Source organism: Sphingopyxis sp. GW821-FHT02C12, assembly GCF_059421785.1.
On the sequence record NZ_JBWKVQ010000001.1, the window covers coordinates 2744929 to 2769255 of the forward strand.

Below are 24327 nucleotides of genomic sequence, written 5' to 3' on the forward strand. Positions count from 1 at the left end.
AATGCTTGGGCGCCAACTCTTTAGACAGCGAGAGGAGTATCCACCTTCCGCGCGCGAACGCGGGATCGGACGGCGTAAATGCAGTTTGGAATGCACATTTTTTTGAGTATATGACATAGCAACGATCATTTATTTTGCAGTTTATGGCATGGGCTCGATAATCACGGCTTGTACGAAGAAAAAGGCGGGGACCGCGGAGGCCTGCGTCTCTAGCCTCGATGCGGGCGCAATCGAGGCTGTCGGCGAACAATGGGTGGCAGCCCTGAACGCGGCATCGCAGCGGGTATCAGCGGCCAACCTCTATCAGGGCGGGAGCCATGCTGAAAGCCGCCGCGCCGCGAGCGACGCGGGTTATTCCCATTATATCGTGTCTGCCGGTCTCGGACTCATTTCCGCAGAGACGCAGGTGCCAAGTTATAAAGCGTCAGTGCTGGCCGGTGAGGACGACATTCTCGCCACGCTAAGCGATGGTGCCGATGCCGGCATCTGGTGGCGCTGGCTACAGGGTAACTCCCCTTTTTCGCAGCCTCTTGCGACGGTAATTGCCGCATCAGACGGGCCTTGTTTGATTGCCCTTCCGCAAGCCTATCTTGCGATGATCGAATCGGAGATCCTGTCGCTGCCAGCACTCTTGTTCCAGCGCGTGCGCCTCTTCTCGGGATCGCCAGCCCTGGGGGTGCTCGCCGATTTGCAGATGCCCTATGACGCGCGTCTCGATGGCGCGAATAGCCCATACAGAGGCACGAGATCGAACTTCGCCGCCAGAGCCGTGCGGCATTTCGCGAACAGCGTGCTTCCGGGCCTTGAGGCGGCTGGGGCGATGGACCATGCCAGCAGAGTCGAGGCTGCGATGGCAAACTGGCCCCGCCCAATCCGCACCGTTGGGAAGCGCAAGACCGACGAGGAGCTTCGCGAAATCCTCACGGCGCATTGGGAAGTGATGGGAGGCCGATCGACGCGGATGCTGAGGTTGCTCCGCGATGATCTTGGAATCGCGTGCGAGCAAAGCCGCTTTGTCGGCCTGGTCCGCAGCTTGCGGACAGAGCGGGAAAACGTAGCGTGAGGAAGCAGGAGCAATTGCGCGTTCGGGCGACCCGCACGCGCCAAGGCAACAATATTGAGGTCTTCGCTTTTTTCCTTCGCGGGGCCGATATCGCACGCATCGCCGATATCAATCGCGTGGGCCGCTCGAATGACGAACTCGAGGGGTTTCAGCGACCAGAAATCAAAAGCCATGTCCGATCGATCGCGGAGTTTCTCGATTCCGGGCCGATCCTGTTCCCCAACGCCATCATCCTGGCCTTCTCGTCAGATGTAACTTTCCGGGCCGTGCGTGGCCGCGGCGTAAAAGACTGCTCCGACATCAGTGATGGCGGCGTCATCACTATTCCCGCGCGTGCCGAAGGAAAACGAGCCGCCTGGATCGTCGATGGTCAGCAGCGCTCACTCGCTTTGGCGCAAGCCAAGAATGACGCACATGTGGTTCCCGTCGTGGGCTTCCTGAGCGCGGACCTTGCAACCGCCCGAGAGCAGTTCATTCTTGTGAACAAGGCCAAGCCGCTTTCAGCACGCCTCATCGACGAACTCCTCCCGCAAGTCGGGGGATTGTTGCCGCAGGATCTTGAGGAGCGCCGGCTCCCGAGCTTGCTGACCGAAGAGCTCGCGAAGGATCCCAACTCGCCGTTCCACAAGATGCTGAAGCGCAAATCGGACCCGGCGAACGTCGGTGTCATCACCGACTCCTCCCTTCGCGCAGCGATAGGCCAAAATCTGAAGTCGTCGATGGGCGCGCTCTCGCAGTATCGGGGTGGAAATGACGTCGACACCGACGCCATGTACCGGACGCTATTTATCTATTGGTCCGCGGTCAGGGACGCTTTTCCCCACGCGTGGGGAAAAAAGGCGACGCAGAGCCGATTGATGCATTCGGCCGGTATCCGCGCAATGGGTGTCCTGATGGACCAGATCATGGTGCGCGCGGACAGTACCGCAGAACCCGAGCTTGAGGTTCGGGCTTCGCTCGATCGCCTCGCACCTCACTGCCACTGGACGAGCGGTCAGTGGGAAGAACTTGGCTTCAAGTGGAACCAGATACAGTCGACGTCTCAGGATATCCATCGTCTCGCTGAGCATTTGTGTCGGATAGATCGAAAGCTCGCGCGGGTGCGTCCATGAAGTTCATCTTCGCCGACAGTCTCGACTATGTCGATCCTGCCTTCGATTTCATCGCGGACCGCAGTCCGGCGGAACGACAGCCCTATTGGGATGACGCCTATCCGCACGAAATCCTCGGCTATGCGCCCTATGACGGCGTTCTCGTCTCGCGCGGCATCGTCGGCGATCACCGGGTTAAAGGGAAATACACGGCTAGCCAGGCACGGCGTTTCGCGCTGGTGGGCGCGCGCAAATTTCTACGTCTAGACAAACCCGAATTCGCTCACCTCTCCATCTTCGGCGACTGCGGCGCTTTCACTTATGTGCAGGAAGAAAAGCCGCCCTATACGCCGATGGAAATGGCCGAGTTTTATGACGAATGCGGCTTCACTCATGGCTGCTCGGTCGACCACATCATCTTCGATTTCGATCCCGGGCTGACAGCTATGGAGGGCGGAAACGAGGATGCCCGCCATCGCTTCGAGATCACGCTCGAAAATGCCGATGGCTTTCGCCGCGAAGCGCTTGCGATCGGCGCCGATTTCAAGCCGCTCGGCGTGGTCCAGGGTTGGTCGCCGGGGAGCATGGCCGAAGCCGCGCGAAGGCTGGTCGCGATGGGCTATGACTATCTGGCGCTCGGCGGCATGGTCCCATTGAAATCGCCCGAGATCAAACTGTGCCTCGAGGCGATCCGCGCTGCCGTTCCAGCGAGCACGCGGCTGCATATCCTCGGCTTTGCGAAGGCCGACGACATCGATAGCTTCCATGGCTACGATATTGCGAGCTTCGATACGACCTCGCCGCTCATCCGCGCATTCAAGGATGCGAAGCAGAATTATTACCTGCCGAGCGAAGGGCTCGCGCTTAAATATTTCACGTCGATCCGCGTGCCGCAGGCGATCGAAAATCCCAAACTGCAGCGCTCGGTAAAAAAGGGCATCTTCCGCGCCGAAGACCTTCTCGCCATGGAAACAAGCGCGCTGACTTCCCTTCGGGCCTTCGATCGGGGCGAAGCCGATCTCGAAGAAACGCTGCACAATGTGCTCGTGTACAGCGCGCCGCTCGTCGAGGAGCGGCCGTACGACGACTGCAAGGCGTCCCCTGCGCTCGCCAAACTCGCCGATCGATATCGCACCACGCTCGAGGAAATGCCCTGGAAGCAATGCCCGTGCGCCATCTGCAAACATGCCTCGGTCGATGTCATCATCTTCCGCGGCAGCAATCGCAACAAGCGCCGTGGCATCCACAATCTCGCCGTCTATCAGAACCATATTCAACGATTGGATTTAAAGCGTGCCGTCAGCCGACCCGATGATCTTCAACACTGTCTGTGCGAAGCAGAGTGAGGAACATGTTGTCCTCAGCTTTGCCGCAAGCGCTGCCGATGTGCTGCGCTTTGCGACGATCGACCGGATCGGCCGCGACGCGCAAGGTGAACTCAGCGGGTTCCAGCGTCCGCAGGTCGCGGCGCATATCCGCGAAATTCGCGACTATCTCGAAAAGCCCAATTCGGTGCTTCCGAACCCGATCGTCGTCGCCTTTACCGACCGCGTTTCGGTCGAGCATCTTGAGGGCGGGCTTGCCCGCCTTATCATCGACATGAGCGAGGGCGCGCCCGGTCTAGTCGTCGACGGGCAGCAACGGCTGTCAGCGCTGTCCGACGTCGCGCGCGATTTCCAGGTTTTCGTTTCCGTCCTCATCTGCCGCGACGAGGCGGAACTGCGCCGTCAGTTCGTCCTGATCAACAACACCAAACCGCTTCCGAAGTCGTTGATCTATGAACTGCTGCCGACGGTCGACGACTTGCCGCCACGGCTCGGCCGACGGTCGGCGGCGGCCGATATCGTTGCCCGCCTCAATTTCGATGACACGGCGCTCCATCGCCGGATCAAGCAGCACACCGTTCCCGAAGGCATGATTGCCGACACGGTCATGCAGCGCATCATCATGGAGTCGCTCAACAACGGCGTCATGCGCGAACTCGTTCGCGGGCCGCATGGCGTGCAGCGCTGCGTGCGGATTCTTTCCAATTTCTTCGAGGCGGTCAAAACGACATTTTCGCTGGACTGGCACGGTCAAACGCCGGCGACATCGCGGCTGCTCCACGGGGCCGGCATCCAGGCGCTGGGCGACGTGATGGAGGTGCTCGCGCAGCGATCGGATGCGCGTAGCGTCGAGGATTTCCGTGAAGGGCTCGAGTGCCTCAAAGGCAAGACCGCCTGGACGAGCGGCGAATGGAACTTTGACGGCGAAGTGCGGCGATGGAAATCGCTTCAGAACATCAACCGCGATGTGGCGCTGCTCAAACATTATCTTATCGGCATCGTGAAGGCCGATCAGCGCCGGCGGCGTAAAGCCGTGCCCGCCCCGCTTCTGGAACAGGGTGCCGAGCCTCTATGAGCTATGCCGTGAAAGAAATCTTCAAGACGCTGCAGGGCGAGGGGGCGCAAAGCGGCAGGGCCGCCGTCTTCTGCCGTTTCGCCGGATGCAATCTCTGGTCAGGGCGCGAGCAGGACCGTGCCGGATCGGTTTGCAGCTTTTGCGATACAGATTTCGTCGGAATTGACGGAACCGGTGGCGGACGGTTTGTCGATGCCGACGCGCTTGCCGAGGCTGTGGAGCGCGAGTGGCAAGGCCCACACGAAGGCCGCTACGTCGTGCTGACAGGAGGCGAGCCGCTCCTCCAGGTCGATTCGGCGCTCGTCGAGGCGCTTCACGCGCGCGGGTTCGAAATCGGTGTCGAAACAAACGGCACGCAGGACGCACCCGCGGGCCTCGACTGGATATGCGTCTCTCCTAAATCGGACGCTCCGGTGACGCTTACCCGCGGGAACGAACTCAAACTCGTCTATCCGCAGCCCAAAGCCCCGCCCGAAGCATTCGTCGGCCTCGATTTCGAGCATTTTTTTCTTCAGCCGATGGACTCGTCCGACGCCGAAGCCAATCTCGCCGCCACGATAAGATATTGTACCGAAAACCCGCGCTGGAGACTTTCGCTCCAGTCGCACAAGATGATCGGAATCCGCTGATGTTCGAACTCAGCAAGCAATTTCGTTTCGACGCAGCCCATACGCTTGATCGGTCGATCGCTACCGAGCCGAGCCGGCGTATTCACGGTCATAGCTATCGGGCCGAAGTTACTGTGCGAGGTCGGCCAGACCCTGTCACCGGCATGATTGTCGATCTGGGCAGGCTCGAGCAGATGATGGAAGACGCGCGCGATGCGCTCGACCATCGCTTCCTTGACGAAATCAACGACCTTGGCCCGGCCACGATGGAAAATATCTCGCGCTGGATATGGGATCGTCTCCGACCCGAAATTTCCAATTTGCATCGGGTTAGCGTCTACCGCGATTCGGTTAGCGAAGCCTGTTCCTATTGGGGTGAAGAGGAGGTCAGTGCATGAACGACCGCGGTGCACTTGTTCTGTTTTCGGGGGGGCAGGACAGCGCAACATGCCTCGTTTGGGCGCTCGACAATTTCGAAACGGTCGAAACGGTCGGGTTCGACTATGGACAGCGACACCGTGTCGAACTCGAGGTTCGCGATGAATTTCTCGCCCGGGTTACGAGCTTGAAGGCCGAATGGAAGGACCGGCTCGGTCCCGACCATATGCTCGATCTGTCCATTCTCGGCGAGGTCAGCGAAACCGCGCTTACGCGAGAGGCCGAAATCGCGATGCGCGAAGACGGGTTGCCGAATACCTTCGTACCGGGCCGCAACCTGATATTTTTCACCATGGCGGCGACGCTCGGCTATCGCCGCCAGTTGCGGCATCTTGTCGGCGGTATGTGCGAAACCGATTATTCGGGTTACCCCGATTGCCGAGATGACACGCTCAAGTCGCTACAGGTCACGCTCAACCTCGGCATGGGCAGCAACTGCGTCATCCACACGCCGCTCATGTGGATCGACAAGGCCGCGACATGGAAGATGTCCCAGGATATCGGAGGGAACGCCTTGGTCGATCTCATTCGGGAGAATACCCATACCTGCTATACTGGCGAGAGGAAGGTACGGCACGAATGGGGTTATGGCTGTGATACTTGCCCAGCTTGCGAATTGAGAAAGACGGGCTGGAAACATTTCAAATCGGTTGAAATTATCGAATAATATGTGGGACCCTGACTAAGACTTCGATACAATCGGAGCGCTGATTCGGGGGAAATGGTGTTTGTAAGGGCGCTCGCAGGCGAGCATGCAGCTTGGGGAATAGGCAAGCAGACAGACCGCGTCGGCGATCGGTGCACCGTACAATATTTTGATGCGCCGTCCGCGAGTCCGATCAACGTGTCGCTGCCTGTGGATGCGGTGGCGCCAGCGCGCATCCCGGAGCAAACGCGCGTTTATCATTTCGATATTTCTATCGGCGCGTGGGAAATCGGACGCCTGCTCGATGACCATGGCGACACGCAATTGGTCCAGTTTCCCAACAAGGTCACCAAGCATCTGAATGTGATCGACGTTTTTACCCGTTGGGCGAGGCCGATCGTCGATCCGACACTTTTTCTCGCCAACCACATCAATGAGAGTCCGCGCTTTTCTGACGGGCGAAGCGCATTCAGGCGCAGCCAGCTAGCCCAACGCGCTGCATCGCTCGGCATGTCGGCCTTGCTGTCTTCCGCGATCGAGTTGGAAAGTCACCAGATCGAGGTGGTGCGGCGCATTTTGCAGGATCCGGTGCAACGATATCTTCTCGCCGATGAAGTCGGTCTGGGAAAGACGATCGAGGCCGGTATCCTGATCCGGCAATGCGTGCTCGATTGCGGAAATGACGTCACGATCCTGATCGTCGTACCCGATGCGCTTGTGCTGCAATGGCATAGCGAACTCAGCGAAAAATTCCTGCTTGGCGATCTGCTCGGCAAATCGATTCATATTGTTGCGATGAGCGAGGTTGACGCTGCGGAACCTCTGTTTTCGCGCGCCGTCATGCTGGTCGTTGACGAGGCGCATCATCTCATCGATCGGGATGCCGGCGCGGGGGCCTATGCCAAGATCGCTGCCGCGGCGGCATCGATCGAGCGGGTCCTGCTGTTGTCGGCTACGCCTGTTCTGCACAACGAACGCGGCTTTCTCACCATGCTGCACATATTGGATCCGGCGAATTTTCCCCTTGATAGCATCGAAGCATTTCGGGCCAAGATCCTGGCGCGCCAGCCGCTGGCCGAGATCGTAGCGGGGCTCGTGCCTGAAAACGCACTCTATCTCGACCATATGCTCGACGCTCTGGTGGAACTTTTTCCTCACGACGGTCTGCTGCAGGCGCATGTCGCGGCGTTGCGCGCCATCGTCGAGCAGATGCCGGACGAAGAGGATCCGGCGCTGATCGAGGCGATCGGTAAAACGCGTGCCCATCTGAGCGAGGTTTACCGGCTCAATCGCCGAATTCTCCGGCATCGTCGCCGAAATGTCGCCGGTCTGACCCCCGACCGCGCCGGGGCCGTCGTCCATCGCTACCGCAGTGCGGACCGCCGGGCATTGACCACCGCGATGGAGGATTGGAAATTCGCGGAAGCGGTGGCCTTGGGGGATGAGCCAGGCGAAGATGGCAAACGGCGCCATGTTGCCTTTTCTCAAGTGCTCGATCGCGCGTCCCAATATGCGGTGTCGGGCGCGGGCATGGTTGGTTTTCTCGCGCGTCGGCCTGAGGCGGTTGGAAATATTGATCGCTTCACGGCGATCGCGCGGACCCTGGAGCGCGGCGGTCTGTTCGAGGATCGCGCGCGGGCGATGATCGCGGCGATGGGGCCGATGCTTGAACAAGGATGCAAATGTGTCGTGTTCTGCAGCGACAGTTCGACCGCCAATGCGCTCGCAGACCATCTGCGTTCGGCCATGCGGTGCCCGGTCGATCGGCACAGCCCGCAGGACAATGACTGGGACTTGTTCAATGTGCATCCGGATCATCGCATTCTGGTATGCGACCGCCGGGCGGAAGAAGGGCTCAATCTCCAAGGCGGCCGGAAAGTCGTTGTGCATTATGATACGCCGCTCAACCCCAATAGATTGGAGCAGCGCCTCGGGCGGGTCGATCGTTACGGCTCTGGAGAATCGGTGCGGTCGATCCTGCTCTTGTGTGAAGATGATCCGCTTGAGGAGATCTGGACGAAGTATCTCGACGGCGCACTCAAGATCTTCGACCGCTCCGTCGCCAGTCTTCAATATTTGATCGATGCCACGGTTCGCAGCCTTCCGGCCCTCGTGTTTGATGAAGGTCATGAGGCACTTGAAGCGTTGGTCGATGCCGATACCGGTGACGCGGGGCGCATCGAGAAAGAACTCAAGGCGATCGACCAGCAAGATGCACTCGACGCGCTTGGCGCTCCGCCATCGGATCTCACGGACCTTCTATGCGACGTCGACGATGACTGGCGTCAGATCGCTGATGACACGACATTGTGGCTGGAGCAGACTTTGATGTTCGGCCGTCTGGGCAGCGCGAACCAGGCTGCGGACCCAAAAGCTTCTCCCTTTCGCTACACATATGCGACCGAACGAGGCCACACCCTTCTGCCGCTTCCGCTGTTTTTGGATCATTGCTCGAATTCGCTCGACTTCGTGCCGGATCCGCGGTCCGGACGGGCAATCAAATCGGTGCCCTTCAGCTTTCAACGTCGCACGGTACTCAGCCGCGATGGACGTGAGACAGGCGTGCGCCTGCTTCGATATGGCGAGCCATTCTTGACCGGTATCGGCGCTATTACGGACGCTGACGATCGCGGGCGTTCCTTCGCCCTATGGCGCGAAGATTCTCGATATGACGCCGATCAGGTCGCGGATGTGTTCTTGCGCTTTGATTTTCTTGCGGATGCGGATCTTGAGGCTGTGCATGCTGTGCTCGCTGCGCATGGAAGGGATAGCAGTGCCGCGCGCGCGGCACTGCGTCGACGGGGCGACCTTGCTCTCGCGCCGTCCTTCTCGACCGTCTGGCTCGACAGCAGTCTTAACCTCGTTCCGCAGGGCGATTTGCGCGCGATGCTCGGACGACCCTATGGCTCCGGCGGCGACCAGGGACGCGACATCAACATCAATGCCCGCAGATGGCAGCGCGTACGCAGCTTGCAGATCGATTGTCTTGCCTATTGGACCGAATTTTGCGCGCAAGGCCGAGTGCGCGCCGAAGAATATTTGCGTGAAGACCCGGACTTTGTCACGCGACTGAATGCCGCCGCGGCGGAGGCTGCGACGATCGACTATGGACGTATCTCGCAGATGGAGACCCGTATCGGGCAAGATCCATCGGCGGACAGCGCGGCGATCGAGCTTGAACGCGCCATAGCGGCCGCAACCCGCGAGGGCATTCTTCGTCCGCAAGTGCGTCTCGAAACGATCGGCGCGGTCTTCATGACCGGGAGCACGGCTGCGACCGATCGTCTGACGGGTGGACTATGACAGCGCCGTTCGATTTCCCGGCTCTTGAAGACGCGATCGCCGATCTGCGCGGCTACGAGTTGCCGAAAGCCTCCCGCGACGGCGACGGTGTCTTCGAACGTATCCGCCAAATACTCGCCCAGTCCCAAGGGGCGGGTCGCCTCGTGTGCAAAAGCGATCTGATCGCGCTCCTTCGCCATGTGCTTCGCAGAGAGTCCCGGCGTTCCGGCGGCACTACCCATCTTCGCGTGCCGACTTCCAGCGACTGGCCGAAGGCGGAGCGCTGGCGGCAATGTGGCATTCGCCTGCACAGCGAGCAAAGCGGTTACGGCCTCATTGACGCTCAACCCTGGCAGCCTGAATGGCTGGAGCCGTCCGACCAGCCTGTGTTCGAAGAAATATTCGCCGAGACGAACGTTCGCAATGCCCGGCAACGCGAGATCGATCCCTTTCTGGGCGAAGCGAGTGGCTTCTCCCACTATATTTCGCCAGGTCAGCGCGAGGCGGTCCGCAGCGCTTTGATTTTGCCGCCCGGCGAAACCCTGATTGTCGGATTGCCGACGGGTTCAGGCAAGAGCTTCGTTGCACAGGCCCCGGTATTGGCGCGCGGGCTGGAAGCTGGTCTTGTGCTTTGTGTGGTTCCGACAACCGCGCTCGTTCTGGATCAGGCTCGGCAAATGACCGAGTTGCTGCGGAAACGCTTTCCCGGACGGCCGATCCCGCACATCGCGTGGCACGCGGGCCTTTCTTCCGAAACCCGGGACGCCATTAAGTCGGCAATTCGAGGAGGCACGCAAGGCGTGCTCTACTGCTCGCCCGAGGCCGTAGTCGGCGCGCTCCTGCCGGCCCTCTACGATGCAGCCCGGTTCAACCTGCTCTCGTATCTCGTCATCGACGAAGCGCATCTCGTCAGCCAGTGGGGCGACGGGTTTCGACCGGCATTTCAAATGCTCGCCGGCGTAAGGCGCGGCTTGCTCGCTGCGTGTCCCACGACGCCTTTCCGGACGATCTTGATGTCGGGGACACTGGCGCCGGACACTATCGAAACGATCGACGCCCTGTTCGGTCCGGCAAGAAGCGTGCAGATGACGGCGTCGATCTATTTGCGGCCCGAGCCGCAATATTGGATCCATCGTGACGACGACATCTTTTCCAAACGGCGCAAGGTACTCGAAATGCTGCGGCACGCGCCGCGGCCGTTCATCCTCTATGTAACCAAGCGAAGCGACGCCGATGACTGGCTGAAGATTCTCAGAGCCGAAGGCTATGAGCGCCTCGCCAGCTTCCACGGCAAGACGCCGCATGGCGAGCGCGCGGCCGCGATCGATGCGTGGGCCGCGAACCAACTCGACGGAATGGTCGCAACCTCGGCCTTCGGCGTCGGGATTGACAAGCGGGACGTTCGCACGGTCATCCATGCCGCGGTTCCGGAAACGCTCGATCGCTTTTACCAGGAGGTCGGGCGCGGCGGCCGCGATGGATGTCGCTCGGGATCTTTCCTTATCTATTCCCAGAAAGATATCGAGGTCGCCAAAGGAATCGCTGCGCCGTCCCTGATCAGCGACGATCTCGCTTTCGAGCGCTGGGCGGCCATGTATGACAGTGCCGACAAGCTCGATGATTACGGGATGATCTGTGAAATCGACCTCGGAACCGTGCCGGATCGCCTCCGCCAAGAATCGGACTATAATCAGGCCTGGAATATGCGGACGCTGATCATGATGGCCAGGGCGAAGATGCTCGAGCTTGAATCGCAGTCGCCGGCACGGTTTGCTGATCTCGAATGCGCAGCGGGCGGGAGCTTCGACGCCGACGATGAGGACGATTGGGCCGAATATTTCCGGCATACGGTTATTCGGCTCAGTCAACCTGGGCATCGCACGAAGGAGATCTTTGTTCGCGACCTTGGAGCCGAAAGAACGCGCGCCTTCAAAGCATCCAATGCCGGTCAGGACCTGCTCGAAGATTTGCTGTCGGCTTCCCAGGAGTTCTCGGTTCTGCTCGAGCGGCTATACCGCAATCATGCACCGGGCCGAACCATCATCGTGTCGCGGGCGTGCGGTGGATGTCCTGCGGATCGTGCGACCGGAGGCCCGGCTCAGGGCTACGCCGAGCCGACCGCGACCGGGATTGAAGGGCTGTGGCCTTTCGATGCCGCGACCTGGACAGACCGGTTCAGGCATCTCGATCTCTCCTCGCCCGTCTATCTTCTGTTTCCGGGGCCCTTGGAGGCAAGATCGGTCTACCCGGTCGTCGAAGCTCTGGTCTCGACCTTCGGCATTCGCGAACTTTGTCTTCCGTTGAGTTTCCGCACAAGCGAACCCCGCTTCTCGACGCTGCATCAACGCGTTCCAGGCGGCATGATCTTTCTGCAGGACATGGCGGAAGAAAGGCGTTGCGGCTCGCTGTACCAGTTACCGCGAGCGACCATATTCGACACGCTCGATATCGATCGCGGGCTGCTTGACCTTCGCAAGCCGGTCCACGTAATTCTTGCGTCGCGCACTGCCTCGGATCCCGATCATCCTCTGAGGCGCCTGGGCGATACCGGATCCAATATTTTGACCCAAGAGCAGTTTTTGCGCGGAGCCCGATCGTGACCATCCTGAACCGTCCGAGCGACGGGCTTTACAATGTTCTGATTACCCTGGTGCGAACAGCGGTCCGCTTTTCTCCGCGCGATACCGAGCAGCTTCTGGGCGCCTGCGGGAGCATGATCGATTCGTTCGATACGGGACATCTGGGGCGCACGTTGACGCGTTGGACGTCGCTCGGGCTTTTCGAAGCCGGTAAAGATTCCTTCGCTATCGCCGAGCCCTATCGCACCATCCTCGGTACAAAACCCGATATCGCCGAGGCGCGATTGCCCGATGTGGCGCGCAGGCTCGTATTGAAGGAAGAGAATAATGCCCGCTTCTGGGACGCCGAAGGCGCCCAAAGCGCCGATTTCTCCAAGGGGGCGGCGTGGATGCTCGCACAGGATGTATATGCCATGCCCTCCGCTGTAGCCGGATGGGAAAGCCTCGCGGCACGCCAGATCGCCGATCCCCGAACCACGACAATCGTGCAAAATGATACGCGGTGGAACGGACTGCGGGCCTGGATGCCTTATCTTGGCTTAGCGCGCGACGCGGGCAATTGGGACATCGACCCGACCGAGGCCGTTCGGGATACGCTGCCCGATATTTTCGGGAGCGCCAAAATGCTGCTCGCGGGCGAATTCGTCGGGCGCCTGTCCGAGATTGTTCCAATCCTTGACGGGGGCAAATATCGCCGGGACGTGGAAGCCGCGCTCAAGGACGGGACTTGGCCACGGCCCGATGAGGGCAGCATTTCGACATCGCTGTCTCGCGCGCTGCAGCGACTTGATCGCGAAGGATCGATCAAACTCGAGCAACGGAGCGACGCCGGGGAAGGCATCTCGCTGACGGGCCGTGCCGGGAAGCGATGGCGCGACGTCAGTCATATCAATCTCGTCGCGAAGAAGGTCCGGTGATGCTCGAAGCTTATTGGCCCGGCGCCGATGCCGTGAACGCGTGCATCAAGAATGAAGCGGAGACAGCCGACGTCTCGGTTCTTCTGGCCGTTCATCAACCGACTCCGCTTGTTGCGCGAGCGGCGGTGACAAACCGCGAGACGGTGGTCTCCGAGAAGCAATTGCTGGATGCCTTCCTTAGCGATGATGTTCCGGCGGGCTATATCCTGTGCCCGATCACCGGGCCGTCGGGCGTCGGCAAATCGCATGTCATCCGCTGGCTCGATGCGCAGTTGCAACGGTCCAAGCGCTATAAAGATTTGCTCGTTATTCGAATTCCGAAGAGCGCGAGCCTACGCAAGGTCGTCGAACTCATCCTGGACCCGCTCAAGAATAACCCTCGTTACGCCAAACCGCGCGAGGAGTTGAGCAGGGCGGTAGCGGAAGTGAACGCCTCGCAGATCATCGTCAGGTTCGTAGCCGAACTGCAGAATGCGTTGGCAGACCGTGCGAAGGAAATGCGTGCGCAAGTTTCGGAGGATTCCGGTCGGGGCGCAGAACTGCGCCCGCTCATCGGGCACGCCGAGCAACTGCCCAAGCTCTTTCGGGACGCGGTTCTCCACGAGCATTATGCGAATAGCGTCTTCAGCCGGATCATTTCCCGAGCGATCAAAGGGCGCGATGAAGAAAGCGTTGGCGGCGAAACGGATACGCAATTCTTCGGCGATGATCTTCTCGTTCCCGAAAGTTGCGATATCTCGGAGGCGGCCTTTCCTGTCCGCAACTATTATCTCTCGCAAATTGCCGTAGCCGATGCCGCGCGGCGCGAGCCTATCGCAAAGCTACTCAATTCGGTCGTGGACCGCGCCATCAGTCATGTGTTCCGGCTCGAGCAGAGCAGCGGCGGGCTGACGCTGCAGGATATCATTATGGGTGTCCGCGAGTCGCTTTTGGAGGAGGGCAGGGAGCTGGTGCTCCTCGTCGAAGACTTCGCGGCCCTCTCCGGTATCCAGGAAGCCCTGCTGAATGTGTGCATTCAAGAAGGCACGCGCGATGGCAAGCAGGTCTATGCCACGATGCGGACCGCGCTGGCGCTGACCGACGGCTATCTCACCTCACGCGAAACCATTTTGACGCGCGCGCAGCGCATATGGATGATCGGAAACGCGCCGCGCAGCGAGGCCGAGACGAAGGCGGCCGTGGTCGAGATGGTCGGAGCTTATCTCAACGCCGCCCGCTGGGGCGAGGAAGGATTGAAAGAACGCTTCGGAAAGAATCAGACGACGCACACCCAGGCCGGTTGGCTTCCGGTCTGGCATGACGATGCCCGATCGGAGGAGGCCGCGGCTGCGCTGGACGCATTCGGCCAGTCCGATTCCGGACTTCCCCTGTTTCCGTTCAATCGCGCCGCCATCGAGCGCCTTGCCGAACAGCATCTTCTCGAGAACGCAAAACTCACATTCAACCCGCGCCGGGTGATCAACGAGATACTGCGAAACACGCTGCTCGATCGCGATGCTTATATCCGGGGCGAATTCCCGCCGTCCGCCTATCACGGGCTCCAGCCCAACGGCTATCTGGCCAATCTCGTCCGGCAATTGAGCATCCCCGATCCGGCAAAGCGGCGTCTGCAGAGCACGCTCGCAATATGGGGCGGGGATGCGCCTGACGCGAAAACGCTGGCGCACGTCCAACCGCTCGTTTTTCGCACCTTCGGCGTACCGACGCCCGAAGATCTTGCGAACGTCAAATTCGTCAAGACGACCGAAACGCCTGGCGCTGCCCCCTCAGATACGCCGACGATAAACGGTGGGTCAGCAGCAGCGGATCAACTTCCCGCGGAAGGCCCGATGGATCCGAAAATCGCGGCATGGGTCGGAAAACTCGACCGCTGGGCGATGGGCGAGCCGCTTATTCAAGCCGACGCGCGTGCGATCCGCAATGCATTGGCGGCACTGCTGCAGAAATCCATCGACGGACCGGGACTTCGTATCCCGGAAGTCGAGGTCGTCGGCAGCAGGCTCGCTATCGCCGGCGCCAGCAATAATCCTACGGGTGGGCGCGAATTGACGGTCTGTACCGATTATCGCGACGAAGACGGGACAATGCGGCAGGGCATGTTCGGCGCGCTGCGCTACCAGCACCATGGTGGCAGTTGGGATTATCCCGAAGGCGATGACGATTATGTCGCCGCGATGCCAATCGTCGATGACCTGCGCCGACAACTCGAGCCGATGCTGATCGCAGACGCGAAGACGGCGGCCTATTTCATCGGCAACGCGCTGCTTACGCAGGCTCGGATAGCCGGCATGCAACCGCCCGTTCGCATCGCGGGGCCGCAAGCCATGCTCGCCGCACTTTTCGACCAGCCCGGGCCGCTCGACAGCTCGAACGTCGAACCGCAATGGGATCAATTGCGCGCGCACGCGCTCAACGGAAGCAACGGGCGTGATATTCGCAAGCTTATGCAGGACGCCCTGCGCGATCGCTCGGCGAGCTATCAGGGCAATGGCCGAACGCCTTTCGCGATCGATCTCGTGCGCATCTACGATGCATTGCAGTTGGAGCCTGCAGAACGCGCAACTATCCCGGACGGTGTTTCCGACGACATTCGGGTGTTTCTGCCTTCGCTAGGCGACGACCGCGTCTGGAACCGTGTGCAGCCGGTGATCGCGTTGCTGCGGCAATTCCGGGACGAGGTCGGCGAGTTCCTGGACGATACAAAGCTCGACAAAAATGCATTCGTCGCCGACCTCAAAAGCATTGTCCATCTCTTGCAGAAGACCCAGTGCTGGCCGAGCCAGGCCAATTTCGACGTCGCGCGCTTCGGGCGGAATCTCACCGAGTTCCAGACCAGCCCTTATGCCGAACTGGTCAACGCGGCCGCGGTGGTCAGCGAAGCGGAGCGCGACCAATTGCCCAAATTATTGAACGCGCTGGGTGTCATCGATCTCGGTCTGATCCAGCGCACTCTCGGTTTCCTGAAGGATGCCGAGATGCTTGTGTCGCTCGGGGCGCCCCGTGTCGAAAAGCAGATGGAAGTGCGCCGACAGTCGGATCCGATGATCGTCGCAGCCGACATCATCGCGCTATTCGATCGCGTCGCTGCGGACGCGGCAGCCCCGGGAGATCCGCAATGAGCGCCGCCCTTCCACTCCGTGCCGCGGCCCTGCGCGAACATCTGGAAACGCTCGATGCGATGGGTTCCAACGTCCAGGAGACCGCGCTGCTCACCGATCTCAGCCGCGAACTCGCCAAGGATGTCGAGGAACTCGAACGGAGTTTGACGCAGTCCCGTGTCCTCGCCAAGGCGGGCATGATGACCCAGTCTCCCGCAACGCTCGCCGCTGCGCAGGCGCGCGCCGCTGCGCTGCGAGACAAATTCGCGCAGGACAGACGGTCGGGAACCCTCAAGACCGGCAAGTCATGGACGACGCTCACACGCGATCTCGCGGCAGCCGCGACAGATATTGCTACCGATGCCAAGGCAGCTTGGAAGGCGCATCGCGGTGCTATTTTTACCGGCGACGCGCCTGTCGTCGTGCGTAGCCGAATTGCCGGGACCGATCAGAACAACAGCGCGCTCACCCGCTATGAGAGCAAGTACCAAGTATTTCGTGCGGCCTTTGAGACGATGCCTTCGAGCGCAGCGGAGATCGCCGCCGTGCTTCAACTGGCCTCCGATTTGAAGACAATCGCCGGCGAATTCGATTTTGCTGTACCGGATGATGTGAAGAAGTTTCTGGCAGCCGTTCAGGCAAGAGGTGCTGCGCTGACGCTGCTGACGCCCAGCGTCAGCGCGTGGCTCAAGGACAATGACGCCTTCGATTCCTATCGCATCGTTGCCGCGTGATGGATGGCGACGAAGGCTTGTTGATGGCGGTGCTCGACGCTGTCGAGCAGATGGAAGCGCGCCTGTTGAGTTGGGGGCTGGTCGATAGCCATGTTGCTCCTGCGGAGCTTCACGGCATTATCGATGCATTGCTTGACGACCCGGTTATGGGTCGGAATGTTTCTTACCCCGGGGCAGGCGAAGTCATCGCGACACTGATCGCACGCGCGTTGATCCTGAATGTCGGCGACGACAATGAGGCGCGCTACAGGTCCAGAATGGCCGAAGCCGTGCGGTTGAGCTTTCGTTTGCGCCAGCTTTTTCCGAAACATGCCGGACCGATCCTGTGGCAGACTGCGCCGACGCTCGTTGCCGATTTCCGCTTCTTGTGGCGGCGCCGAAGCTACCCGAAGCGGAACAAGCTGGCTGCCGATGCGGTGCGTGCCGTTGACGAGGTAACGGACAACGCGGTCGTTCGCGGCGCACTTGCTGCGCTGATCGGTAGCTATGGCGCTGATTTTGCGCTCGCCGATTTCCAGGTCAAGGCGACAGCCCGGATCCTCGCCGGTTTCAACGGCCGGTCTTCCGGGACTTTGGTAAGTGCCGGTACCGGTAGCGGCAAGACGCTTGCTTTTTATCTGCCCGCGCTGGCGTGCGTCGCGGCGCATATCGAAACAGATCCCGCCGCAGCGCGCTGGGTGAAAGTCCTGGCTCTCTATCCGCGCAACGAATTGCTCAAAGATCAATTCGCCGAAGTCTATTCGCAGGCGCGCCGCCTGGACGCGAGCCTGGGCGCCAAGGGACGCCGCAAGATCCTGATCGGAACATTTTTCGGTCCGACGCCGCATAGCGCGGCATTCGCCCATAACACCAAGACCGGATGGCAGCAGATCGGCGGAGGGCTGCGGTGCGATTTCATCCGGTGCCCCACGGAGAATTGCCTGGGCGACATGGTCTGGCTCGACGCCGATCGGACGGAGGCGCGCGAGCGTCTCTGCTGCCTGACCTGCGACGCGACGATCGAGAGCGATGAGGTCATTCTGACGCGCGAAAGGCTCGTGCGGGAAAGTCCTGACATTCTTTTCACGACAACCGAGATGTTGAACCAGCGGATCGGCGACGGTCGCTATCGGCATCTTTTCGGTATCGGCGACCGGGCGACACGTCCCGCCGAACTGATGCTGCTTGACGAAGTGCACACTTATGCCGGCACGTCCGGCGCGCAGGTCGCCTATCTTATCCGCCGTTGGCGCTGGTTGCTCAGGCGCCCCGTTTCTTTCGTCGGACTTTCGGCAACGCTGAAGGACGGAGCCCGATTTTTCGCCCGGCTCACCGGGCTTTCCGAGGCTGCGTGCGCCGAGGTCACGCCATCGCGCATCGACATGATTGCCGAAGGCGCCGAATATATGCTCGCGCTGCGCGGCGATCCTGTCTCACGGACCGCCTTGCTCTCAACTTCGATCCAGACGGCAATGCTCTTGTCGCGGATTCTCGATGATCCGGCGGGCCGCAGAAGCGAAGGCGTCGTCGGTGAACGCCTCTTCGTGTTCACCGACGACATCGATGTGACCAATCGAATGTATTTTGCGATGCTCGACGCCGAAGGGCGCGACCGACGCGGGGCCCCGGATTTGCGTCGCAAGCCGGCGGGGGGACTCGCGACCTTGCGGTTTCCCTCCACCGTCGAGAGCCGCAAGCTTGACGGTCAGGATTGGGATGCGGTGACCCGGATCGGCCATACGCTGCAGCAGCAGGATCGAAAGTCGGTGGGCAGGGTCATGTCGATGGATCCGGGAGTCGGCAACAATCTCGACATCATTGTGGCGACGGCGGCGCTCGAGGTCGGCTTCAACGACCCTCGGGTCGGCGCCGTTATCCAGCACAAGGCACCACGGGATGTCGCCCAGTTCCTGCAGCGCAAGGGGCGGGCAGGGCGTTCGCGAAAGATGCGGCCCTGGACGGTCGCAATCCTGTCGGATTATGGCCGCGATCGCATCGCCTATCAGGGCTATGATCTGCTTTTCGATCCCGAACTGCCGGTGCGGTCGCTTCCCACCACAAATCGCTACATCCAACGCATCCAGGCGGTGTACGCGACGCTCGACTATCTCGCGGCGGCAGATGCGACCAGCCGAAGCGGCGTCTGGCAAGATCTGGCCAAACCAAGCGACCATGCGTCGAGCAGAACCCGGCAGACCCGATTGGCAGAGGCTCTCCGGCGGATCATCGTGCAGCCCGCCGAGCAAGATCGCTATGCCGAATTTCTCTCCAAGTCGCTGAAGCTGGCTCCAGAGGATGTCCAACTGCTTCTTTGGGAGCAACCTCGTCCCTTGCTCACCGAGGTGCTGCCCACCGCAGCCCGCAGGCTCGAGACCAACTGGCGCTGGCTCGGCCAGGCCGGTGGCGATTATTGGCTGGGTAACGCTCCGTTGCCCGAGTTCGCGCCAGCGAACCTGTTCACCAGCCTGAATTTGCCCGAGGTTATGATCACGCTTCCGCCATCACCCGGTTCTGCGGACCCAGAAGATATGGTGATGCCGATCGGCCAGGCACTGCGCGAATTCGCTCCTGGCCGCGTTTCCCGGCGCTTCGGACTGCACCATGAACGCGAACGACACTGGGTCGCGCCCGACCTCGACGCCATGCGCGAACAGGCCGTTCCTGTCGGTGATTTCGCTGCGGGCGATGTGCTCGGTCGCTGGCCGATCGAGAGCGGGGGCGGCGTCGCCGAAGTGCAGGTCCTTCGTCCGCGGGGTTATCGTGTGTCGCTTCCGCCATCCAACGTCGTGGATAGTTCGAATGCGCGGCTGCGGTGGCGGAGCCAATTGATCGCTCGCGTGGCGGGCCTTGCTTTTTCGCCACCTGCTGGAAGCGGATGGTCCGACCATGTCCGCGCCATGGAATTTTTCACGCACCAGGGCCATTGTCCGATCGAGACGCGGCGCATCGCACTGGGCAGCGATGCGAACATCATGTTCCAGGACGGAACGTCGGCAGTTAAGGAATTCTATTTCGAGTCCGGCGGCGAACGGGTCGGGCTTGGGTTCACGATTGCAGTGGATGCTCTTTGCATGCGTTTGGCGTTGCCGGACCGCCCGTGGGAAAGTTTCGATGGCCGTGCCGACGAACTCGCCCGGGCGATGCGCACCGCCTATTTCCATCATCAGGCGCGGCAGGGCCCACTGCTCGGCGGTATCGACAACATATTTGCCCGCGATTGGCTCGCGCAATTGCTCCTGACCACGCTGACCAACGAGGCTGTGGCCAAGACGATCGATCTCCGCCAAGCGGCCGCCAATCTCGCCGGGGGAAGCGCCGACCTCGATCTCGACCAGACCCTCAATTTCCTGTTCCAGTCGCAAATTGTGGATGATGCCAGCGCACAGGGGAACGCCCAGGACCGCCTCCGTCAGGATCTCGCGGCCCATCTCGCCAACCCCGACGTCGTGCGCAACCTTCTGGCGCTGGGGCGCAGCCTTTGCGAACCGCTGGGGGAGGAATGGGAAAGCTGGTTGCGCGAACGCTTCACGGCGACCATCGCCGCTGCGGTGCTTCACGCGATCCAAAGTCTCTGTCCGGAGGTCGACACCGACGAACTGGTGGTCGATATCCATGCGGGGCCGCGCGACATCGAAGATATATCCCGGGATCAGACGAGCGAATTGTGGATCAGCGAGATGGCGCCGGGCGGGAATGGCCACATCGAGGAGATCCAGCGCGTATATGTCGAAGATCCGCGCCGCTTCTACACATTGATGAGTGCTGCTCTTCGCGAGAACGATTTTGCGCTGAGCGATTTCCAGTTGAAGCGCTTCGTCACCGAAGCGGTCGCGGCGGCCCCGGACGATGCTCTCGCCGAGGCGCTCCAGGCGATGCGAAGGGCGTCGGGCGCCGAAGCCACGCACCGCGCCTTTACCGCGCTTCGTCACCTGATTGCGGAACAGGGCTATGTCACGTCGCACACCTTCATGGTGGCGCTCGGCAATCGCGTTTTGCGGCCGGGGTCGAGCGCCGAAAGCGACCGCTTCCTGCGTGACGCCTTGCAACTCTGGGATGGCGAGGAGGCCCGGCTCGGCGTCGAACTCGACGCGCGCGTGATCGCCTATCGTCTCTCGCGAAGCAGTGATCTCGATCAGGCGCTTGGCGCTGCGGGCATCGATACGCCGACGATTAACCCCGACCAGTGGCGCTTCAGCGTCATATATGGTCTGCTTTGGCCGCGAGGCTCCTATATCCGCCAGGCGGGCCTCGGCCTCTATTCGACGTTCAGCGATTTGCCGGCACCCGAAACATTGCTTGTTCGGGCCTTCCTTCCAGAGGGCGCCGCGACGATCGACCTGGATGACCCGACCTGGCGCGAGCGATGCCTCGATCAATTGGCACGAACCGGCGTCGCTACGCTCGTTTGCGCACTGGCGCAATGCGACCGGATGGCCGACGCGCTTACCTTCCTCGCGACCAATCCCGTCGAAGCGGATTATCTCTCGGTATTTGCACGGACCCAGGCGATCCGCCGCGTTGGCGGAAATCTTGAGGCCGACATCGACATTGCGGAGGCGCTGCAATGAGTTTTGCGACACGCCGCATTTTCAAGAGTGCAAGCACCAGCCATAATCTGATCCGCGAGTTGCTTCAGCAGATGCTGTTGTCCGAACTCCTGTCGCCGGGCGGCGAGCGCGCCTGGCTGGTCAGCCCATGGATCAGCAACGTCATTCTTCTCGACAACCGGGCCGCGGGCTTCTCGGCGCTCAACCCCGATTGGGGCGAACGCGAGGTTCGCCTGATCGAACTGTTGGTCTATCTTATGTCCCGGGGAACTCCGCTCGGCATCGCGACCAGTTTCGACGGACACAATGATCCACTGCTGGCGGCGCTCGAGACCGGGGCGCTGGAGGCGGGCGTGGGCGATAAGCTCGTGATTGTCCGGCGCCAGCTCCTTCATACGAAGGGTCTGCTGTTTTCCCGCGGATTGCTGACCGGATCGATGAATCTTACCTACAACGGGCTTGAACTCAACGACGAACATGTCGTCTACGATACGACGCGGCAGACCATCGCCCAGGCACGGATCGTCTTTGAATCATATCTGGCCGACGATGCCTGAGTTCGGCCCCGACCATGTTGCGTGGCTCACGCGCTTTTTCGCGGCGCCGAACGGTCTCGACTGGGCGGCCGTCTCAGATGGCAGCATCCCGACCGCGATAGCCGAAGCCGTCGATCCATGGCTCAGGCTGCTCGGCGACGCCGAGCATCTTGCCCCCATCATCCTTCCGTTCGTCCGCGACGGCAAAATTGCCGGCTGGTATGCTGCGGCGCGCGATCATGAGCGGACCGGGGAACTCGAACGCCTGCTGAACGCATGGTTCGGGCGCGCATGGTTCGCGCATTTCGACCGGACGTCGGCCGCCGCAGCAGACCCTATGGCCACGGCGCTCGGGAGCGCGTTCGGCACGCCGGTCTTTCGTTTCGCGGGCGCCGACGCAGCGGCTAACCGGCGGATCGCCGATGATCTGGGCGTGCTGGCTGCCCTCCTCGCGGGACGGCCGCGGCGCAAGAAGATCGAGCGCCGCCCGGTCGGGGCCATTCGGTCGGAGTTCGATCGCTCGCTGCTTGTCCAGGATCAGGCCCAGGCTCAGTCGTTGCTCGACGAGTTGAAGCAAAGCGCGCGCCTCAACGAGGAGAATCTGCGTTTCCTCGATGTGCGGATGCGCGCCGGCCTCGGATTGTGGCCGCAAATCGCTCATGATCATTGGCTGATCAAGACGCTCTCCGAACTGGCGCTTCCGCCGCAGATCATCGCCGATCTGATCGAGGCGCTGTACCGGACGCATCTCGATCTTCCCGAAGCGAGCGGCGGTAGCGACGAGCTTCTCGCGACCTTTGTCGAGCAGGTCGGCAATCGCTACCCGCAGTTGTTCCGCTCGCGCCGCGGCGTTCGCACGCCGCGCGTGGTGAAGGCATTTCTGCTGTTCGAGCGAAGCCGCCCGAATCCCAGCCCGCAAATCATTGCCGAACTCGGCGGGCTGCTGCCCGATTCGGAGCGTGCTGCCGGAGCCATTGCCGAACTGATCGCCATCGATCCCGCCGCGAGCGAGGCGCCGAATATCGACGCCGCCGACGAAGCTTTCGATGACGGCCATTTCGATCGCGCCATCGAACTCTATCTGGCGCTCCCGCAGAGCAAAAGGACGATCACCCGCCTCATTCACTGTGCCTCCTTCGTAGGCACCAGGGAGGCCATCGACAAGGTCGTGGCAACGGTCGAGGCAAGCCGGCAGCTTGTCGACGAATTGTCGGCGGCAAACCGGGCCAAATATGAGGCTTTGCAGGTCTCGCCGCCGTCCATCGACGTTGAGGCTGTGCCAGTGGCAGCGGCGTGGCCGGCCGAGGAGGTGGAGAGTCCTGCCGGTGCCGAGCCGGCTGCGGTCAGCGTATCGGAAGCGGCCATCGGGTGGCTCGATTGGGCTGCCGGGCTGGCGGGCGGCACAGCCGCTACCCTGCCTGCCGACGCGGCGGTGACCTGGGATGCGGATGCGATCCGCGGGGCTCCGGAGCGGGCGCGGTCGTTCGCCGACAGGATCGGGAACGCGGGCGGCGATAGCGCGGCGATCGTGCGGCATGCGATCCCTTCCATCCACGCCGCGTTCCTCGGCGACGATGGCCCCATTCCGCCCACGGTCAAGCCGATCGCAAACACGCTCTTCATGCTTGTCGCAATGGACGATGGCCTGTCGTCGGTCGACCTCGCGCTGCTGTCCCAGATGCTCGGCCAGCTTCTGGATGCCGGCGTTGCAAGTGCCGATTACCTGTCGCTCCTCGACGCCTTGAGCGACGTCGAAGAGCGCATGGGATCGCCAGCGCATGTGGGTTGGTCCCTCGACGTCGCGGAAGCGTTGGCCCTTGCACCGGCGCCATCGGTCGATTGTCAAAGTGCACGCCAGCAATTCTTCCTGCTCGTCGTCGGCAAGGCTATCGGTTTTGCTCATCGTCTGCGTGCGGACGAACGCCACGCATTTCGCGTTCTCGCGCAGGACTATGGGATCAACCGCGAAGCGCTCGGCGTCATCGACGCCGAAGAGCAGGCGAGCGACCAAGAGGCGCTCCCCGATCTGTCGGACAAGACCATTGGTATTTATACTCTCACCGAGGCAGCCGGAAGCCGTGCCAAAAACCAACTCGAAACCATGTTTCCCGGCGTCGAAGTCACACTCAATGCCGATCTTGTGGCGACGGCCAGGCTTACGAACCTTGCGAAAAACGCGGACTTCTTCGTCTTTGCCTGGCGGAGCAGCAGCCATTCCGCCTATTATTGCATCAAGGAAGCCATGGGCGATCGCGACCCGATCATGCCTTTGGGAAAAGGCACTGCCAGCATCGTGCGAGCGGTCATCGATGCCGTTGGCTAGATAGCGCTGGCTACGTCGACGGGGCAACCAAACTTGGGGCCAAGGACTGCCGATCGGGATGAGAGTTGCCGACACAAGCAGGTTAG

The 24327-nt window shown here is 61.2% G+C and carries 15 protein-coding genes; all 15 read left to right on the plus strand.

Features of this window, described 5'->3' with window-relative positions; all coding sequences use genetic code 11:
- Nucleotides 1-148 precede the first annotated feature (148 nt).
- The 15 genes from AC07U1_RS13110 to dpdD are packed head-to-tail and all read left to right on the plus strand — an operon-like array spanning nt 149 to nt 24241.
- A complete protein-coding gene (locus tag AC07U1_RS13110; RefSeq protein WP_495176208.1) occupies nt 149-1063 on the plus strand; it encodes a hypothetical protein in 915 nt (304 codons plus the stop codon).
- Entirely contained in the window at nt 1060-2175 is a 1116-nt protein-coding gene (dbpB, locus tag AC07U1_RS13115; RefSeq protein WP_495176207.1) for a DGQHR domain-containing protein DpdB, read from the plus strand. Before AC07U1_RS13110 ends, dbpB (AC07U1_RS13115) begins: the two co-directional genes overlap by 4 nt.
- Entirely contained in the window at nt 2172-3500 is a 1329-nt protein-coding gene (gene dpdA, locus AC07U1_RS13120) for a tRNA-guanine transglycosylase DpdA (protein WP_495176206.1), read from the plus strand. Before dbpB (AC07U1_RS13115) ends, dpdA begins: the two co-directional genes overlap by 4 nt.
- Nucleotides 3466-4554, plus strand: a complete 1089-nt coding sequence (gene dbpB, locus AC07U1_RS13125; RefSeq protein WP_495177455.1) for a DGQHR domain-containing protein DpdB — start codon at nt 3466-3468, stop codon at nt 4552-4554. Before dpdA ends, dbpB (AC07U1_RS13125) begins: the two co-directional genes overlap by 35 nt.
- Nucleotides 4551-5183, plus strand: a complete 633-nt coding sequence (gene queE, locus AC07U1_RS13130) for a 7-carboxy-7-deazaguanine synthase (protein WP_495176205.1) — start codon at nt 4551-4553, stop codon at nt 5181-5183. The genes dbpB (AC07U1_RS13125) and queE overlap by 4 nt, the downstream gene beginning before the upstream one ends.
- Nucleotides 5183-5560 (plus strand): 6-pyruvoyl trahydropterin synthase family protein, encoded by a 378-nt coding sequence (locus tag AC07U1_RS13135; protein ID WP_495176204.1) that lies wholly within the window; start codon nt 5183-5185, stop codon nt 5558-5560. Before queE ends, AC07U1_RS13135 begins: the two co-directional genes overlap by 1 nt.
- Complete coding sequence (gene queC, locus AC07U1_RS13140; protein ID WP_495176203.1) at nt 5557-6267, plus strand: 7-cyano-7-deazaguanine synthase QueC; 711 nt, start codon at nt 5557-5559, stop codon at nt 6265-6267. Before AC07U1_RS13135 ends, queC begins: the two co-directional genes overlap by 4 nt.
- 54 nt (nt 6268-6321) lie before the next feature.
- Nucleotides 6322-9549, plus strand: a complete 3228-nt coding sequence (gene dpdE / locus AC07U1_RS13145; RefSeq protein ID WP_495176202.1) for a protein DpdE — start codon at nt 6322-6324, stop codon at nt 9547-9549.
- Nucleotides 9546-12128: a protein DpdF gene (gene dpdF / locus AC07U1_RS13150; protein WP_495176201.1), complete on the plus strand. Its 2583-nt coding sequence runs from the start codon at nt 9546-9548 to the stop codon at nt 12126-12128. Before dpdE ends, dpdF begins: the two co-directional genes overlap by 4 nt.
- The gene (dpdG, locus tag AC07U1_RS13155; protein WP_495176200.1) at nt 12125-13024 is read left to right on the plus strand and encodes a protein DpdG; all 900 of its coding nucleotides are present in this window, start codon (nt 12125-12127) and stop codon (nt 13022-13024) included. The genes dpdF and dpdG overlap by 4 nt, the downstream gene beginning before the upstream one ends.
- Nucleotides 13024-16143, plus strand: a complete 3120-nt coding sequence (gene dpdH / locus AC07U1_RS13160) for a protein DpdH (protein WP_495176199.1) — start codon at nt 13024-13026, stop codon at nt 16141-16143. The genes dpdG and dpdH overlap by 1 nt, the downstream gene beginning before the upstream one ends.
- Nucleotides 16140-16856, plus strand: a complete 717-nt coding sequence (locus AC07U1_RS13165; protein WP_495176198.1) for a hypothetical protein — start codon at nt 16140-16142, stop codon at nt 16854-16856. Before dpdH ends, AC07U1_RS13165 begins: the two co-directional genes overlap by 4 nt.
- Nucleotides 16856-21403 (plus strand): protein DpdJ, encoded by a 4548-nt coding sequence (gene dpdJ, locus AC07U1_RS13170; protein ID WP_495197709.1) that lies wholly within the window; start codon nt 16856-16858, stop codon nt 21401-21403. Before AC07U1_RS13165 ends, dpdJ begins: the two co-directional genes overlap by 1 nt.
- Entirely contained in the window at nt 21400-21939 is a 540-nt protein-coding gene (gene dpdK / locus AC07U1_RS13175; protein ID WP_495176196.1) for a phospholipase D-like domain-containing protein DpdK, read from the plus strand. The genes dpdJ and dpdK overlap by 4 nt, the downstream gene beginning before the upstream one ends.
- Nucleotides 21932-24241: a protein DpdD gene (dpdD, locus tag AC07U1_RS13180; RefSeq protein ID WP_495197710.1), complete on the plus strand. Its 2310-nt coding sequence runs from the start codon at nt 21932-21934 to the stop codon at nt 24239-24241. The genes dpdK and dpdD overlap by 8 nt, the downstream gene beginning before the upstream one ends.
- Nucleotides 24242-24327 lie beyond the last annotated feature (86 nt).

What these genes read in the sequence shown, in the direction of transcription:
- AC07U1_RS13110 (WP_495176208.1), top strand. Translation starts at nt 149, where the DNA reads ATGGGCTCGATAATCACGGCTTGTACGAAGAAAAAGGCGGGGACCGCG.
- dpdA (WP_495176206.1), top strand. Translation starts at nt 2,172, where the DNA reads ATGAAGTTCATCTTCGCCGACAGTCTCGACTATGTCGATCCTGCCTTC.
- dbpB (WP_495177455.1), top strand. Translation starts at nt 3,466, where the DNA reads ATGATCTTCAACACTGTCTGTGCGAAGCAGAGTGAGGAACATGTTGTC.
- queE (WP_495176205.1), top strand. Translation starts at nt 4,551, where the DNA reads ATGAGCTATGCCGTGAAAGAAATCTTCAAGACGCTGCAGGGCGAGGGG.
- AC07U1_RS13135 (WP_495176204.1), top strand. Translation starts at nt 5,183, where the DNA reads ATGTTCGAACTCAGCAAGCAATTTCGTTTCGACGCAGCCCATACGCTT.
- queC (WP_495176203.1), top strand. Translation starts at nt 5,557, where the DNA reads ATGAACGACCGCGGTGCACTTGTTCTGTTTTCGGGGGGGCAGGACAGC.
- dpdE (WP_495176202.1), top strand. Translation starts at nt 6,322, where the DNA reads ATGGTGTTTGTAAGGGCGCTCGCAGGCGAGCATGCAGCTTGGGGAATA.
- dpdF (WP_495176201.1), top strand. Translation starts at nt 9,546, where the DNA reads ATGACAGCGCCGTTCGATTTCCCGGCTCTTGAAGACGCGATCGCCGAT.
- dpdH (WP_495176199.1), top strand. Translation starts at nt 13,024, where the DNA reads ATGCTCGAAGCTTATTGGCCCGGCGCCGATGCCGTGAACGCGTGCATC.
- AC07U1_RS13165 (WP_495176198.1), top strand. Translation starts at nt 16,140, where the DNA reads ATGAGCGCCGCCCTTCCACTCCGTGCCGCGGCCCTGCGCGAACATCTG.
- dpdJ (WP_495197709.1), top strand. Translation starts at nt 16,856, where the DNA reads ATGGATGGCGACGAAGGCTTGTTGATGGCGGTGCTCGACGCTGTCGAG.
- dpdK (WP_495176196.1), top strand. Translation starts at nt 21,400, where the DNA reads ATGAGTTTTGCGACACGCCGCATTTTCAAGAGTGCAAGCACCAGCCAT.
- dpdD (WP_495197710.1), top strand. Translation starts at nt 21,932, where the DNA reads ATGCCTGAGTTCGGCCCCGACCATGTTGCGTGGCTCACGCGCTTTTTC.